This is a genomic window from Lysinibacillus cavernae, assembly GCF_009724685.1.
Classification (GTDB): domain Bacteria; phylum Bacillota; class Bacilli; order Bacillales_A; family Planococcaceae; genus Lysinibacillus; species Lysinibacillus cavernae.
On the sequence record NZ_WMEF01000001.1, the window covers coordinates 1 to 15877 of the forward strand.

Genomic DNA, 15877 nt, shown 5'->3' on the forward strand with positions numbered 1-15877 from the left:
ACCAGATGGCTGCGTAGTGTTTTTTAGTGTTGTCTACTTAACAGGGGTAAGTCCAGATACCTTCTTTCGAAAGCATCCTCTTTTATTATTGTCCTGATTGTTCAATCCAGTCCTGTAACTTATCTTTTAAAGAGTTAAAACCATTTGCATCCGATTCATCTACACGGTCCTGCAATGATTTACGGGGTGGTGCATCTTTTTTTCGTACTGTTGCAGGGCGATCTTGTAGCGCTCTCATCGATAAACTAATTTTTTCGGCCTCTTCATCGATTTCGAGAATCTTTACTTCTACTTCTTGCCCAACAACTAAAAATTCACTAACATCCTTTACAAAGCCGTATGTTATTTCCGAAATATGCACAAGGCCTTGCGTATTGTCATCTAGCGCAACAAATGCACCGTATGGTTGAATACCTGTAACTTTTCCGGTCAACACGTCTCCTAATTCATATTTTTTCACCATAACCTTTGCCCACTTTCTATTTGTTTGCTACGTATTTATCGGTTAAATTATAACATACGTGTAAAAACGGGGCAAAAAATCTCCTTACTCGGAAATGGCTGTTATGATGCAACGTTTTTCACCTTTCCCTGTAGCCACTGTACCTAACTGGAAGGTTAAATGCTGACCAATCATTTGAGTTGATTCTGACTTAACACCAGCTTTTATAGTTGTTTGAGAGGTATCTGTTGCATAAAGAATTGTAAAATGTTCCATACCATCAAATTGAACCACTTTACTCAAATCTACATCCTGAGATAATAACCGTTTAGCTGTTTCTTGATCACCTTTTCCTTGTGCATATAAGAATAGACTTACAACGTTCATTGGGTTTAATGAATCTAGGATGGTATCATCTTTGCTTGATATATATGCATTATATAGACCTTCGGTTTGAATAATCCACCGGTAATCAATTTGTAAGCTTGTCGAACCATCTTCTGATTCCATATAGACTTCGTTACTCAAATATGAAAGATCCAACCCAATATCCTGTCTTGTCAGATTGTCTATTGTTTTGGATGTTCCTTTTCCCTTAAATTCTTCGAGGATGAATTGTGCAGTCAAGCGCATCGATTCCCCATACTTCCCATTTGCCGTATCATTTAATAGCTTTATATGCTCGGGTGAATATCTACTTTTGTCATCAATCCCTTTTAATAGTACAAACCACCCATTTTCAAACTCTTTCTTTAAATTGTGGAATTGGAAATCAAGTCCTGATGTTGATAGATTATTTATTAATGTTCTTTCGTATAATTTTAAAATACGAGCAGATTCTTCTACAGAAAATCGTAAATCCTCACCTTTTAATAAAGAACCAGTAGCCAAATATTTATAGAAGCCTAAGATATCAGGATGAAGACGGTCAATAGAGGCTGGTGCATCCTTCATAAATATAGGATTTGTTTTAAAACTATAAATATTCCCATCATGAGACAACTCGAAATATTGTTTTTTGGTCGTTGCAATCAATTGTTTTAGTTCTTTAGGATAATCTTTCTTTTCTTGTGAAAGTACCGTATTAAAATGGGAAAGTTCATTTGTATAATATTGCAAAATATCTTTCGTTGTGTAGTAATATATGCTAAAGAAATATCTAGACTCGTCAAAAGACATCGGTTTTTCATGCGTTTCAATTTGCTCTATCAGTTCTCGAGGTGTTTGCAAACTGTCTAGTATTTCTTGTTCTAACTGTGTTAAATATTTTGGATCATAAGTCATTTTATTTAGAACTATTTTTTTATTTTTAGCTTTATCATTGTATTTATAATCAGCGGATTTAACAAATGTTAGTTTCTTAAAGTTTTCCTCAGGTATGTTGAGCTCAAGGCGTGTTTTTTCACGTTTCTCTTGATATTTCTTTTGAAATCTAGAAAACCAATCATCATAGCTGCCTTCTATCTTTTCTTCATCTGAATGAACGAATGCTGAAGGATACATATAAGACGAAATTAAAATACCTACCAAAAGCACACTGGCAATGCTAGCGATCCATACAGCCGATTTTTGCCATTTTGCAGAAGGCTTTCGAACAGGATTGACGCTTTTTAGAGACTCTCTTACATTATCCTCTTCTTCAATCTGTTGAAGAACACGACTGGGATCTAGCTGCGATTCCATTCGTTCATAGGATTTTTTCAATAAAGCCATGCGTTGATCAAATTGCTTATCATCCATTCTCAACACTCCCCTCTTGCACTAATGCTGCCTTTAGCTTTTCTTTCGCACGCAATAATCGCACCTTAACCGTTGATAATGAAATAGTTAGGACCTCTGCGATTTCTTCGTATTTTAATTCGTGGAAATAATACAACACGAGAGGATAACGGTATTTTTCATCAAGAGCCTGAATCGCACTGTGTAGATGCCTGTCCTCTTCGAACAAAAGAACATCCTCTTCTGCAGATGAATAGGTCTTTTGCTGTTGGGCATGTAGTTTGTCCTCTTTTGCCTGCTGTCGCTGTTCCTTACGATAATAATCACGTGTAGCATTTAATGTGATTTTATAGAGCCACGTTGTAAATCGATCCTGTTTAAATTGATGTAAAAAGCGATACAGTTTGACAAATACCTCCTGTGAAACATCAGCTAAATCATTACTATGTACACCACATTGAAAGGCAAACTTTTCAACAGTTCGCTGATGAATACGAATAAGCTCGATATAGGCCTCTTTATCTCCTTGCTGTGCCCTTGCTATTAATTCAACCTCCGTCAAAGCTACCCCCCCTTTTTTTGTTAATGGAACGAAACAATCTACCTAATTGTTACATAATATAGATGTCTTTCCTTATATGTAATCATTCTATAATTTTATGGCTTTCAAAGTAGCATATCTATCATCAATTTTCTGATATTTGCTTGTGTTATGAGAATATTGAGGTAAAATAAATCTTTAGTATAAGGAGGATTTATTTTCGTGTCATCGAGAGATCAATTTACAACTAAAATAGGGTTTATTTTAGCTGCTGCAGGAAGTGCCATTGGGCTAGGGGCTATTTGGAAGTTCCCTTATATGGCAGGTACAAATGGCGGTAGTGTTTTTATTTTATTATTTATTTTGTGTACATTCTTTATTGGCTTACCAGTACTTATTGCTGAGTTTATGATTGGTCGTCGAGGACAAAAGGATGCTGTAACATCATTTAAAGAACAAGCACCAGGAAAGCCTTGGTATTTGATTGGTTGGGGCGGTATGGTTATTGCAGGCCTTATCTTATCATTCTATAGCGTTGTTGGCGGATGGATTTTAAGCTACTTGAGTCGTGCCATTACATTTAAGCTAACGAATGCTAGTTCTGAGATTAACTATGCAGATTTATTTAGCAGTATTATTGCGAGTCCATTTGAGGCAGTTCTTGTACAGGGGCTATTTATGCTATTGACAGTAGTAATCGTATCAGCTGGTATTAAGGGTGGTATTGAAAAAGCTAGTACGTGGATGATGCCTCTACTCTTCATTTTCTTCATTGTGTTAGTTATACGTTCATTAACTTTAGATGGGGCAATGGAAGGCGTTAAATTTATGTTTGTACCTGATTGGTCTTACTTTAACGCTGAAACATTTTTAATGGCTTTGGGGCAAGCATTTTTCTCATTAAGTGTAGGTATTGCTGTTATGATTACGTATGCTTCTTATTTATCTAAAACTGAGAAGATTGGTAACTCAGCTATCAATGTAGCATCCATGAATATTATCATCTCTTTACTTGCAGGTCTTGTTATTTTCCCTGCTGTGTTTGCTCTTGGCTATACACCTGATCAAGGACCTGGCTTAGTATTCATTATTTTGCCAGCTGTATTTGAACAGTTACCTCTTGGTGGTCTATTCTTAACCATCTTTTTCATCCTGTTACTATTTGCTACAGTCACTTCTTCCATTTCTATGTTAGAAATTGTAGTAGCAATTGCAATTGGAGACAAACCAGAAAAGCGGAAAAAGATTGCGTGGATAGGTGGAATCATCATTTTTATCTTCGGTATTCCAAGTGCGCTGTCGTTTGGTATATTATCAGATGTAAAAATTTTAAACCGCTCCATTTTTGATTTTGTTGATTTTCTAACCAACAGTATTGGGATGCCTATAGGAGCCTTCCTAATTTCTATTTTTGCAGGTTATTATTATACAAAGGATATTTCACGTAAGGAATTGGCCGCATCCAGCTTAATGTTTACTATTTGGTACGTTCTAATTCGCTACGTCTCCCCTATCGCCATTTTAATTATTTTCATTCAGGGGATTTTACCTTTATTTAAATAAGTACTAACCTCAAACATTCAATTAAAAAAGAGGTTGTCGAATGACAAACCCCTTTTTTTATAAGAAATATGCAAAATATTTTAAATAATACATTTTGCTTCAAATTTAATAGCAATTAGTTTGTAAGATATGGCTACACAATCTTCAAATGGTATCCATTGTTCAAACGAATGCTCGTATGTTTCTTGAATAACTTTTGCAAGTTTTGATGGATCATCAATCCCTTGCAATGCTGCTACTACATCTGCTGTCTCCGTATCATAATGGTCTGGACCTAAGTGGAATGGATCCCACTCCTCTAGCAGATGTACAGCTGCTTGATTCATTTTAATATTTTCCAAAATACTCACCTATTATCCTTTGATCATACTCGTATGATACCATAGTAAATAAAAAAGAAAAGAGTGATTTGCTTGTCTATTTTTGATCAAACTATTGAACGTCGTTGTACAAATTCCGTAAAATGGGACGCAATGGAAAGTGTTTATGGGCTAAACAATGCGTCAGATATCTTGCCAATGTGGGTAGCCGATATGGATTTCGCTGCTCCTATGGCCGTTTCAAAAGCATTACAGAAACATGCTGAAAACACTGTTTTTGGCTATAGCTTTATGAGCGAAGAAGCGATCCAGTCAATAGTAGACTGGCAAAATACTCGCCATGACTGGCAAATTGATAAAGAATCTATCCTATTTTGCAATGGTGTTGTAGCTGCTTTAGCAAATAGCATTGTAGCACTAACTAATCCCGGAGACAAAGTACTCATTTCACCACCAGTCTACCCACCATTCTTTAACATACCAAAAAGTAATGGTCGTGAAGTTGTAAGCTGCCCGTTAGTAGAAAAAGATGATGTATTTGTCTATGATTTTGAAGCCTTTGAACAGGCATTAGCTCAAAATGTGAAAGCCTACATATTATGTAACCCTCACAATCCAGGAGGCTATGTATGGGATGAAGCTACTTTAAAAGAAATTGTACGACTTTGTGCTAAATACGATGTTATCATTATTTCCGATGAAATCCATGGTGATTTAATGTTAAATGGAGAAAAGCATATTCCTTTAGCAAAAGTTGCAGGTGATGAAATCAATCGTATTGTAACGTGCATGGCTCCTACAAAAACATTTAACTTAGCAGGAATCCACGTTTCTTATATGATCGTGGCAGATAAGAAAAAACGTCTACAGCTAGAGGCAATTAATATGGCAAGTGGGCAAGGATCATTAAATACGTTTGCATCTGTAGCGCTTCATGCTGCTTATACAGAGGGCTCTCCTTGGTTAGATGAATTACTTCCTTATATTTCTGCAAATATGGATTATGTGAAGGCTGAGTTAGAGCAAATTCAAGGCATTCGTGTTCTGAAACCACAATCCACTTATTTACTATGGATTGATTATCGAGAGCTAGAGCTTGAAGAAAATGACATCATGAATCGCTTATTAGAAAATGGCAAGCTTGCATTAGAGCCAGGGACAAAATACGGTGAAGAAGGTAGAGGCTTCCTACGTATGAATGTGGCTTGCTCATTTGAGACCGTACAAGACGGTGTAAAACGCTTTAAAAAAGTTTTTGAACAATAAACAAAGGAAAGAAAGGAATTGAGAAGCTTACTCTCGATTCCTTTTGTCATTTTTCTTCTTTTTTGTGTATTCAGCTATCAATCGCATCCGCCCGTAATAGAAAAAAATGTGTTTTCTATATTGTGAAAGGATAGCTCAACTTAAAGAAATACCTTTTGTATGTTTAAAACTATTGTTTTGTGGAAAAGTTTCTTATCAATTGGATGTAAAAGAGGTGTTTTCTATGGACTTAGCTCCATTAGCGATTAAGCGTGCGTATATGACATTCCTATTTCCCTTCGCCTATTCCACGAAAAATCGTCAAAAAATTTATGATGTTCTATTAAAGGAAGGTTTTTCTTTTTTCACCTTGAATAACACTACTCTTGAAAATGCCTTTTACGGAGACATAACGATTATACATGAGGAGCTTGCCCAATTTTTCTATCCCTTTCTAGAGGATAAATTATTTCCAAACGACAGGAATAGCCCTGACTTTATTCGTTTTTCGAAGGCATTCTATACGCAAGGCTCCTTACATCATCGAGAAAGGCGTATCAATTATGAAGTTATGAGTATTGATGTGACACTATGCCCTTTCGGAAATGGTATCGTGACGGTACGAACAAGCATTACTGATATGCAACATGACATTAGTGATATTTTAAATTTTATTCACTATTTTAGAGTGTTAGAGGCAAAACTACGCGAGGAAAAAGGAGCAAGTCATCATTTTTCATTTGGCAGTTATTCTTCAACAAGTGAACTATTATTTAGCCATTTCATTTCCTATTTACGGCCTTTTCTACTGCATCAACAAGAACTTAGCTATGAAGGCTTACCTTTTTTGGAAGATGAGCGCATGTTTTCTTCTGCTTATTTAATTAGTGAGGAAGAAGAAATCTTACCAGAACATTTATTTCGATTAGGGCAAGTAGATGGCAGGGCACCTGATGGCAAACCCTTTATGTCCAGCACTAACTTTTCGTATATTTCTAACTATGTACAAGAACATGCACATACACGATGGGCACCAAATAGTTATATTATCACTTCGGCACAAGCACAAATGACGCTGACGAATCTACCATTAGAAAATTGTACACATAGCATCCAAGAATTTATGGGTACTCACTATTATAATCTTTTCATTCATTATTTTTACAAAATGATGCTCTTAAAGCTTTCCTATGAATATAGTGAAATTAAGTGGGGCAAGGATAAGCTAGTAGTTAATGAATTAATTGAGTTGATTACAAAATTTTCTGCTCGCTATTATTTTGAGGAGGTCATTGTTCGGACGGAAGGCAGAGAAATTTCCCAAATGCTACGAAAGCTTTTTCGTATAAATGAGCATTATATAGAAACGAAAGCAACGTTGGACAGTTTATATCGAATACAAGAGGATCAATCAGATAATCGAAGTAATAATTTACTGTTTATTTTAACTGTATTTACTGTTGTATCTGGTATTTATGGTATGAACTTAGTCATTGATGGTTGGAAAGATAGCAGTAATTTCGATGGTATTTGGAGCTATACCCTATTCGAATGGGTTGCCTTTATTACCGCTATGTGTGGGATCGGCTTGTCGGTTGTGCTTGTTTGTTTCAGCGCAATCAAATCGCTTCAAAATATTGTTCGTCGTAATAAAAGAACTTAACAATAAAAGAATCTGCTTCCTCAAAATGTAAGGAGGAGGCAGATTCTTTTTCATTATATATTTTGTTGGTTGTTTGTATTTTTCTTCTCTGCTAGAATACGTGCTTCGATTTCTTTTGATTTCATTTCTTGTTTCTTAGAAATTTTTTTGAAAAGCATAAACACGATAATACATAGAATAAGCATGATTAAAAATTCAAAAGCCGCTGGGACATAGCCTGATTTATCTTCAGGGAAATATAAAAATTGGTACATTAAGTTTTGCATACGCTACACGTCCTTATAATTATTATTCAAAGACTGTAATTGACTCAATTTTCACATCTTCTAATGGCTTATCACGGCCATCTTTTTCTACATCTGCAATTTTATCTACAATGTCCATACCTTCTACAACATGGCCGAATACTGTATGTTTATGGTCTAACCAAGGTGTACCACCGTTTTGAGCGTAAGCTTCGATGATCTCTTCTGGGAAGCCAGCTCCTTGTAATTGACGAAGCATATCACTTGGAAGGTGCTTCATTTGTACAACAAAGAATTGAGAACCGTTTGTGTTTGGACCTGCATTCGCCATTGAAAGCGCTCCACGTAGGTTAAATAATTTATCTGAGAACTCATCTTCAAAAGAATTACCCCAAATAGATTCTCCACCCATACCAGTACCAGTTGGGTCTCCACCTTGAATCATAAAGTCTTGAATAACACGGTGGAAAACGATGCCGTTATAGTAACCTGATTTAGCATGACCTAAAAAGTTCTCAACCGTTTTTGGTGCGTGCTCTGGGAACAATTTAATTTTGATGGCACCTAATGTTGTGTTCATTTCTACAAGCACTTCGCCTGCTTGTACGTCTGTTGTTAATTGTGGAAACATTGAAGTCTCTCCTTTAATGGTAAATTTCAGTTTCAATGAAAAAGATGACAGTGCATCCATTCTGACCTCATTTTAGTCTAACATACTTCCTATTGGTTTTCTTCATCAAAGTATTGACGATTTTTGCACTTTTAACAATCATGCTCAAAAGCAAGGAAATAGGTCCGACCGAGTATTTGGAATCCATCCAAAATATGTTATTCTGATGAAGGATTTATAGAAAGAGTGGAGGCACATATGAAAAAGGCTTTTGGTTTTTTTATTATACTTCTATCCCTACCTGCTCTGTGGTGGATTAGTACAAACATTAGGATAGAAATCAATATAGCACAAGCACATGAAGAACAAATCACTAGTGCTATCCATTTACCCGAGGTGCAAACCCAGCTGCCTGTCACCCTTATTGATCAAAATGGGCAAACATTTAGTGAGGAATATGTCGAATGGCGGCAGCCACTAACCTTACAAGAAATTCCACAAATTGCCCAGGAAATATTCATTACAAGTGAGGACGCTGATTTTTACGAACACATAGGCTTTGATTTAAGTGCTATCATTCGTGCGGTTGTAGCCAATTCGAATACCAACACAACCTCTCAAGGCGGCAGTACGATCACACAGCAACTCGTTCGGATGCGGTATTTATCTGATGAAAAAACATATGAACGGAAATTAACAGAGCTTTTTTATGCGTACGAATTAGAAAAAGAATTTGACAAAGAAACCATTTTAACCATGTACCTTAATGAATCCTATTTTAGCAATCAAGTTTATGGAATTGGCGGAGCAGCCACCTTTTATTTTCAAAAGCCACTCCAAGAATTATCCATTGCTGAGATAGCGTTTATTGCTGCTATTCCAAATAACCCCTCGCTTTATAATCCTTTAAAAAATTTCGATCAAACTAAGGCGAGGCAGGAGCGTTTGCTAGATACACTCGCAGCACATGACGCCATATCCAAGGAAGATGCAACAACCTATAAAGCTGAAGCGATTACATTAAATGTTAAAGATAAAATTCAAAGTTATCCGATGTATAGCACTTATGTTCTTCAAGAGCTAAAATGGTTAGTTGCTGAAAAAGAAGGTTATGCGGATCGACTGAGCAATACGGCTAGTGAGGAAGAACAGAAAAAAATTAGAGCACAATTAGATAATCGACTCGATACATTATTTCAAAATGGTCTCATTATTTATACTGCGCTTGATCCAAATAAACAGCAACATGATGAGGATAAAATGTCCGCTATTCTAGGTACAGATCAATTGCAAGCAGCAGGTGCTGTCATTCACAACCAATCTAGAGAAATTGTCAGTCTGTATGCAGGAAAAAACTATGAAAAATTTGATTATCATCGTGCGTTCCAAGGAACACGTCAGCCGGGATCAGCCTTTAAGCCACTGGCAGTCTATGCACCGTTCTTCGAAACAACATCACATACACCCGATTCTATTGTCAATGGTGGTAATTATTGTGTTGGCTCGTTTTGCCCGCAAAACTATGGAGGCTATACGTATGGTGATGTGTCTATTCGTACAGCATTTCGACACAGCTATAATACATCTGCACTGCGTCTCTTTCAAACAGTCGGAGTTGAAACAGCATTCAATTATCTGAATCGCTTTCATTTCCGCTCTATTGAAGAAAAAGATCATAATTATTCGGCTTCATTAGGCGGATTAACTTATGGTGTGACAGCATTAGAGTTAGCAGATGCCTACACAAGTTTTATTGATGGATCTTACGTTCTCGCACATAGTATTCGTAAAGTAACTGCTTTAGATGGGACAGAGCTTTATAGTTGGGATACACAACGTGATCAAATCTGGTCTCCTAAAACTGTGAAATATATGCGTGAACTTCTTGCCGATGTAGTGGCAAATGGAACAGGACAAGGGGTTTACAGTAATAGCGACTATATAGGAGCAAAAACAGGTACAACCAATGACTATCGAGACTACTGGCTCGCCGGGCTTAATGATGATTATACTGCCGCTGTATGGCTTGGTTACGATAAACCTCAATCCATGCAAAAATTAGAAGAATACAAAATTCATCATCAATTGTTTAATGTTTTGCTTGAGTAATGGATAACAAAAAGGTAGCAGTCGCCAATGACTGCTACCTTTTTACTAGTATGTATCTAATTGGCAAACGGTAAGCTTGCCAAAATGCCATTATATAGCTTCAATACAACATAGACAACGAGTGTTAAAAGAATAGTCCACATAAAAAGCTCAAATATTAATAGACCAATTGTGCTACCCATTGACATAAAGTGACTCATTTTATATATGAGATAGATAAAATAAGTAAACACGGTTATGACAAAAACACCTATTAAAACATAAATAAATTGGATCGCAAATGCTGAACACATGGCACCGACAAATAAGATAATGTAACCGCCCCTAGCTTGACTAACGGTTGCTCCATCGTTATCTTTTGAAAAAAACAGCATTCCTAACTCATGAATGGTTTCTCCTACTAGTTTGAGTGCAGAAAAAAGCATAAAAAAAACAATGGCAAAAACAATGAGTAAAAATACACGTAATTCAAAATCAGATAAAAATTCTCGCATACCTGAATAAACGCCAACTGCTTGAAAAATCTGTAAAGATTCTCCAACAGCATACATGCCAAATGTCAAACTAAACAATAAAATTGTAATTAATGGTAAATAACCATAGATATACGGATTCCTCATAAAAAATTTTTTTCCTCTATTTTTATTGATAACTTCCTATTTATAATATAACGAAAATTCTTCCACTACCGCAAGCCAAATCCCATTGGTCCATATGCATTCCCAATAAAAGTACGTTATAATTGGTTTACTTACCTGCATAAAGGAGGGTTTTTTTGTTACAAGTACTTTATATTTTCATTCCAATGCTTGCTGCAATATTTGTGCCATTTTTATATAGACGCATGAAAAATATTCACACAGGCTGGTTTGTTCTTGCTGTACCTGCTACTCTTGCGGTTATCTATGCAACATATATTGCTCAAGTAGCCAAGGGTGAAGTATTTACTGCAGAGCTTCCTTGGATTCCATCGCTCGACATTTCCATCGTCTCCTATTTAGATGGTCTGAGCTTATTATTCTCGCTACTGATTACTGGAATTGGCTCGTTGGTTGTACTTTACTCCATTTTTTACCTAGATAAACATAAAGAAAAATTACATAATTTTTATGTTTACTTACTATTATTTATGTCAGCTATGCTGGGGGTAGTACAGTCAGATCATTTAATTACTTTATATTTCTTTTGGGAACTAACATCTATTTCTTCATTTTTACTCATTGGGTATTGGTATAACCGGGATGCTTCGCGCTTTGGTGCACTAAAGTCCATGATGATTACAGTTGGTGGCGGTTTAATGATGCTAGGTGGGTTCGTTCTTCTTTACTTAATGGGAGGAACCTATTCAATCCGAGAACTCATTGCTATAGCACCCAATTTAGTAGATCAGCCTTTATTCACCTGGTCGCTCGTTTTATTACTCTTAGGAGCATTTACAAAATCCGCACAATTTCCATTCTATATTTGGCTACCCGATGCAATGGAAGCACCAACACCAGTAAGTGCATACTTACATTCCGCAACAATGGTAAAAGCAGGTATCTATTTAGTTGCACGCTTTACACCTATTTTTGCTGCCTCTGAGCTTTGGGTATGGCTTGTAACAGGAGTAGGTATCTTAACATTATTCTGGGGTTCCTTCTTCGCAGTAAAGCAAACAGACTTAAAAGGCATTCTTGCATTCTCTACCGTCAGCCAACTGGGGCTGATTATGTCTCTGCTTGGGGCAAGTGCTGTTGCTTTTCATGCAAACGACTCAGTCGATACGATTAAATTTGCGGCGTTTGCTGCCATTTTCCACCTGATCAATCATGCAACATTTAAAGGTAGTCTATTCATGATTGCGGGGATTGTAGATCATGAAACAGGGACTCGTGATATTCGTAAACTTGGTGGGTTAATGAGTATTATGCCAATTAGCTTTACTGTGGCAGCAATTGGAAGCTTATCAATGGCGGGTCTTCCTCCATTCAATGGCTTCTTAAGTAAAGAAATGTTTTTGACAGCTATGCTTGCACTTCAAAAGTTTGAATTATTCGGCTTTGAAACGTGGGGAGTACTTTTCCCTATAGTTGCTTGGGTGGCTAGTATTTTCACATTTATCTATAGTTTTTATTTTGTGTTCCGAACATTTAATGGAAATTACAAGCCAGATCAATTACCTCATAAACCACATGAGGCACCAATGGGGATGCTAATTTCTCCAATTTTTTTAGCGGCATTAGTTGTGATTATTTTCTTTGTTCCAAACTTTATCGGCAATACCTTTGTAAAGCCAGCTGTTCAAGCGATCCAGCCATTTTTATATGATACACCTCAAGATGTTGATATTCATGTAAATGCTTGGCATGGCATTACCCCTGAACTACTGATGACTATAGGCATTATCCTCATTGGAGTATTGTTATTTGTAGCCTTACCAAAATGGCAAGGAATGTACCAACGATTCCCGCAATCATTAACATTGAACAATGGTTATGACAAAATCATGCAGGGACTCGATGTCGGATTAAACCGTATATCTCGACGCTATATGACAGGCTCGATGCGTCACTATTTACTCTATATGTTTAGTGGAATTGCTATTATTGTTATTGGCTCTCTTTTTGTGAAGGATGCTTTTAGTCTTTCATTACAAGGCTCTTCACCAATTAGACCATACGAAATTATATTGATCGTGGTTTTATTAATTGGAACATCTATCACTATACTGGCGAAATCACGTTTAACGGCCATAATAGGGCTTGGTACTGTAGGTTATACAGTAGCATTATTCTTTGTTATTTTTAATGCACCTGATTTAGCATTAACACAGCTAGTTATTGAAACAATTTCAGTAGCACTATTTTTATTGGCGTTCTACCATCTACCTAAGCTTGGTAAACGAGAGGAACGAATGAGATTCCAGTTAAATCGTGCCATTGTTTCGATTGCAGTTGGTGTTATGGTGACACTGGTTGCACTATCAGCCCATTCACAGAAACTGATTCCGTCCATTTCTAAGTACTACGAGGAAACCGTGTACTCATTAGCTGGTGGTGGAAATATTGTAAACGTAATTTTAGTAGACTATCGTGGTTTCGATACATTATTTGAAATTACCGTACTAGGCATTGCTGGCATGGCCATTTTAGCCATGATTAAATTGCGTATGAATAGAAAGGAGAAAACACATGAAAACAAATGATGTGATAATACAATTTACGGCTAAAATTGTATTTTTCATTATTTTCTTCTTCTCCATTCATATCTTTATGGCAGGTCACTATACTCCTGGAGGAGGCTTTGTTGGGGGACTTCTAACATCAAGTGCCATTGTGCTCTTAGTTTTAGCATTTGATATCAATACAGTTCGTCACATTTTACCTATCAATTACACGTATTTAACAGCTATCGGCTTACTACTCGCCCTTGCTACAGCGGCATTCCCTATGTTTGTGGGCAAACCGTTTTTCACTCATTTCTTTGATTATTTCGATTTACCGCTTCTAGGCAAACAGTCATTACACACGGCTATGCTTTTTGATAGCGGTGTCTACTTGGTTGTTGTTGGCGTTACAATGACCATTATTCAAACGATTGGGGAGGATGAATAATGGAAATAATTATGGCCTTTGTAATCGGCTTTCTCTTTATGGCTGCCGTCTATTTAATTTTATCGAAAAGTTTATTACGCATTATCATTGGGACAGGTCTATTAAGTCACGGCGCCCATTTACTGATATTAACGATGGGTGGCCTTGGTGGCGAAGCACCTCCTGTATTAAACGAAGGAGCTAAAACGTTTGCTGATCCTTTACCCCAGGCACTTATTTTAACAGCTATTGTGATTAGCTTTGGGGTTACAGCATTCTTCCTTGTACTTGCCTATCGTTCCTATCAGGAGCTTAACACAGATGATATTAGCTTAATGAGAGGAAGTGATGAGGATGAATAACTTCCTACTGCTGCCTATCATCATTCCGTTTTTCTTCGGTATGATTCTAATGTTTGGGCAAAAAAATCTAACCTATCAACGATCATTTTCAGTACTTGGAATTGGGCTTGCCTTGATTTCAGCCTTTTCACTTCTTTTTAAAGTAAAAAATGGTGGTATACAAAAGGTAACATTCGGGAATTGGCCCGTTCCTTACGGTATTACAATGGTATCGGATATGGTATCTGCCTTGCTCGTCACTACGACATTGCTGATTGCACTTTTTGTTGTTTGGTATGGTTTTGGTTCTATTACAAAGGAACGCGAACGATTCTTTTATTACCCTGGAATTATGTTTATTTTAACAGGGGTCAATGGCGCCTTTACAACCGGCGATATTTTTAACTTGTTCGTGTTCTTTGAGGTATTGTTAATGGCTTCCTATTTACTTATCGTCCTAGGTGGTGAAAAGGGTCAACTGAAAGGGTCTATTAAATATATTTTAATTAATGTTATTTCATCGGCCTTATTCGTCATTACCGTTGCCTTTTTATATTCTGTAGTAGGTACATTGAACATGGCAGATATTGCTGTCAAAATAGCTGAAATCAATCAACCAGGTATTATTACTGTTATTGCAGTACTGTTTTTAATGGTATTTGGACTAAAAGCAGCTATTTTCCCATTATACTTTTGGCTTCCTACTTCGTATGCAGCAGCACCGATCCCAGTCTTAACACTATTCGGCGCTCTGCTCACAAAAGTTGGCCTATATGCCATTACACGTACCTATACACTATTCTTTGTACATGATTTATCCTATACCCATGATTTATTAATGGCACTAGCCATTGCTACAATTGTTGCTGGGTGCATTGGAGCACTAGCCTATTTTGATGTCAAACTTATTATTATCTATAATATTGTCATTGCAGTAGGTGTCATTTTATTTGGTGTCTCTCAAATGAACGAGGTTGCATTAAAAGGGGCTATGTTTTATTTAATTCACGATATGCTTATAAAGGCCGCGCTCTTTATGCTAATCGGCATTGTCATCTATATTACTGGTACATCTGATTTGCGTAAGATGGGTGGTCTCATGAAGAAATACCCTGCGTTAGGATGGTGTTATTTAATTGCAGCTTTTGGTTTAGCTGGCATTCCACCACTTAGCGGATTTGTTGGAAAGCTACTGATTGTACAGGGGGGCTTTGAGGCGGGTAGTATGTGGAGCAGTATTTTCATTTTAGCTTCTTCACTGCTTGTTCTATTGTCCGTTATCCGCATTTTCATCTATGCTTTTTGGGGTGAGGAGAAAGAAACACACGGATCTGTCGATCAATCCGTCTATAAAATGCTGTTGATGCCAACTGTCCTTTTAGTACTCATTACAGTAGCATACGGCGTTGGTTCGGAATGGATTACGCCATTCATGGACGATGCAGCAAAACTATTAAATGATCCATCTATCTATATAGATGCTGTGATGAAGGAGGATTAACAC

At 36.8% G+C, this 15877-nt stretch carries 15 protein-coding genes; 8 read left to right on the forward strand and 7 right to left on the reverse strand.

What is annotated here, in order from left to right; translation table 11 throughout:
- Positions 1–85: 85 nt before the first annotated feature.
- The 3 genes from yugI to GJU32_RS00015 form a co-directional block, all read right to left on the reverse strand.
- Complete coding sequence (gene yugI / locus GJU32_RS00005; protein WP_155589917.1) at positions 86–463, reverse strand: S1 domain-containing post-transcriptional regulator GSP13; 378 nt, start codon at positions 461–463, stop codon at positions 86–88.
- Between the two features lie 84 nt (positions 464–547).
- The gene (locus GJU32_RS00010; RefSeq protein ID WP_155589918.1) at positions 548–2182 is read right to left on the reverse strand and encodes a hypothetical protein; all 1635 of its coding nucleotides are present in this window, start codon (positions 2180–2182) and stop codon (positions 548–550) included.
- Positions 2175–2723, reverse strand: coding sequence for an RNA polymerase sigma factor (locus GJU32_RS00015; protein WP_155589919.1), 549 nt, complete (start codon positions 2721–2723; stop codon positions 2175–2177). The genes GJU32_RS00010 and GJU32_RS00015 overlap by 8 nt, the downstream gene beginning before the upstream one ends.
- Before the next feature lie 201 nt (positions 2724–2924).
- On the opposite strand from GJU32_RS00015, the gene GJU32_RS00020 reads away from it, so the two are divergent.
- Positions 2925–4265, forward strand: a complete 1341-nt coding sequence (locus GJU32_RS00020) for a sodium-dependent transporter (RefSeq protein ID WP_155589920.1) — start codon at positions 2925–2927, stop codon at positions 4263–4265.
- A gap of 80 nt (positions 4266–4345) precedes the next feature.
- Here the strand turns inward: GJU32_RS00020 and GJU32_RS00025 are convergent, their stop codons facing one another.
- Positions 4346–4606 (reverse strand): DUF1871 family protein, encoded by a 261-nt coding sequence (locus GJU32_RS00025; protein WP_155589921.1) that lies wholly within the window; start codon positions 4604–4606, stop codon positions 4346–4348.
- 72 nt (positions 4607–4678) lie between these two features.
- Between GJU32_RS00025 and GJU32_RS00030 the strand changes: the two genes are divergently transcribed.
- Complete coding sequence (locus GJU32_RS00030; protein WP_155589922.1) at positions 4679–5851, forward strand: MalY/PatB family protein; 1173 nt, start codon at positions 4679–4681, stop codon at positions 5849–5851.
- A 223-nt stretch (positions 5852–6074) separates the two neighbouring features.
- A complete protein-coding gene (locus GJU32_RS00035) occupies positions 6075–7493 on the forward strand; it encodes a magnesium transporter CorA family protein (protein ID WP_155589923.1) in 1419 nt (472 codons plus the stop codon).
- Between the two features lie 53 nt (positions 7494–7546).
- Here GJU32_RS00035 and GJU32_RS00040 read toward each other — a convergent pair whose 3' ends face one another.
- Positions 7547–7759, reverse strand: coding sequence for a hypothetical protein (locus tag GJU32_RS00040; protein ID WP_155589924.1), 213 nt, complete (start codon positions 7757–7759; stop codon positions 7547–7549).
- A 22-nt stretch (positions 7760–7781) separates the two neighbouring features.
- Positions 7782–8369: a peptidylprolyl isomerase gene (locus GJU32_RS00045; protein WP_155589925.1), complete on the reverse strand. Its 588-nt coding sequence runs from the start codon at positions 8367–8369 to the stop codon at positions 7782–7784.
- 237 nt (positions 8370–8606) lie between these two features.
- Here GJU32_RS00045 and GJU32_RS00050 point away from each other — a divergent pair, with 237 nt between their 5' ends.
- Positions 8607–10457 carry a transglycosylase domain-containing protein gene (locus GJU32_RS00050; protein WP_155589926.1) on the forward strand — a complete coding sequence of 617 codons (1851 nt, stop codon included), beginning with the start codon at positions 8607–8609 and terminating at the stop codon, positions 10455–10457.
- Positions 10458–10513: 56 nt separating this feature from the next.
- On the opposite strand, the gene GJU32_RS00055 is transcribed toward GJU32_RS00050, so the two are convergent.
- Complete coding sequence (locus tag GJU32_RS00055; RefSeq protein WP_155589927.1) at positions 10514–11077, reverse strand: DUF5366 family protein; 564 nt, start codon at positions 11075–11077, stop codon at positions 10514–10516.
- Positions 11078–11232: 155 nt separating this feature from the next.
- On the opposite strand from GJU32_RS00055, the gene GJU32_RS00060 reads away from it, so the two are divergent.
- Genes GJU32_RS00060 through GJU32_RS00075 form a run of 4 tightly spaced genes read left to right on the forward strand, consistent with a single transcriptional unit; the run spans position 11233 to position 15874 of the window.
- On the forward strand, positions 11233–13644 hold the full coding sequence (locus GJU32_RS00060) for a Na+/H+ antiporter subunit A (protein WP_155589928.1): 2412 nt from the start codon (positions 11233–11235) through the stop codon (positions 13642–13644).
- On the forward strand, positions 13631–14053 hold the full coding sequence (locus tag GJU32_RS00065; RefSeq protein ID WP_155589929.1) for a Na(+)/H(+) antiporter subunit B: 423 nt from the start codon (positions 13631–13633) through the stop codon (positions 14051–14053). Before GJU32_RS00060 ends, GJU32_RS00065 begins: the two co-directional genes overlap by 14 nt.
- Positions 14053–14394 (forward strand): Na(+)/H(+) antiporter subunit C, encoded by a 342-nt coding sequence (locus tag GJU32_RS00070; protein WP_004228379.1) that lies wholly within the window; start codon positions 14053–14055, stop codon positions 14392–14394. The genes GJU32_RS00065 and GJU32_RS00070 overlap by 1 nt, the downstream gene beginning before the upstream one ends.
- Entirely contained in the window at positions 14387–15874 is a 1488-nt protein-coding gene (locus GJU32_RS00075; protein WP_155589930.1) for a Na+/H+ antiporter subunit D, read from the forward strand. The genes GJU32_RS00070 and GJU32_RS00075 overlap by 8 nt, the downstream gene beginning before the upstream one ends.
- Positions 15875–15877: the final 3 nt, after the last annotated feature.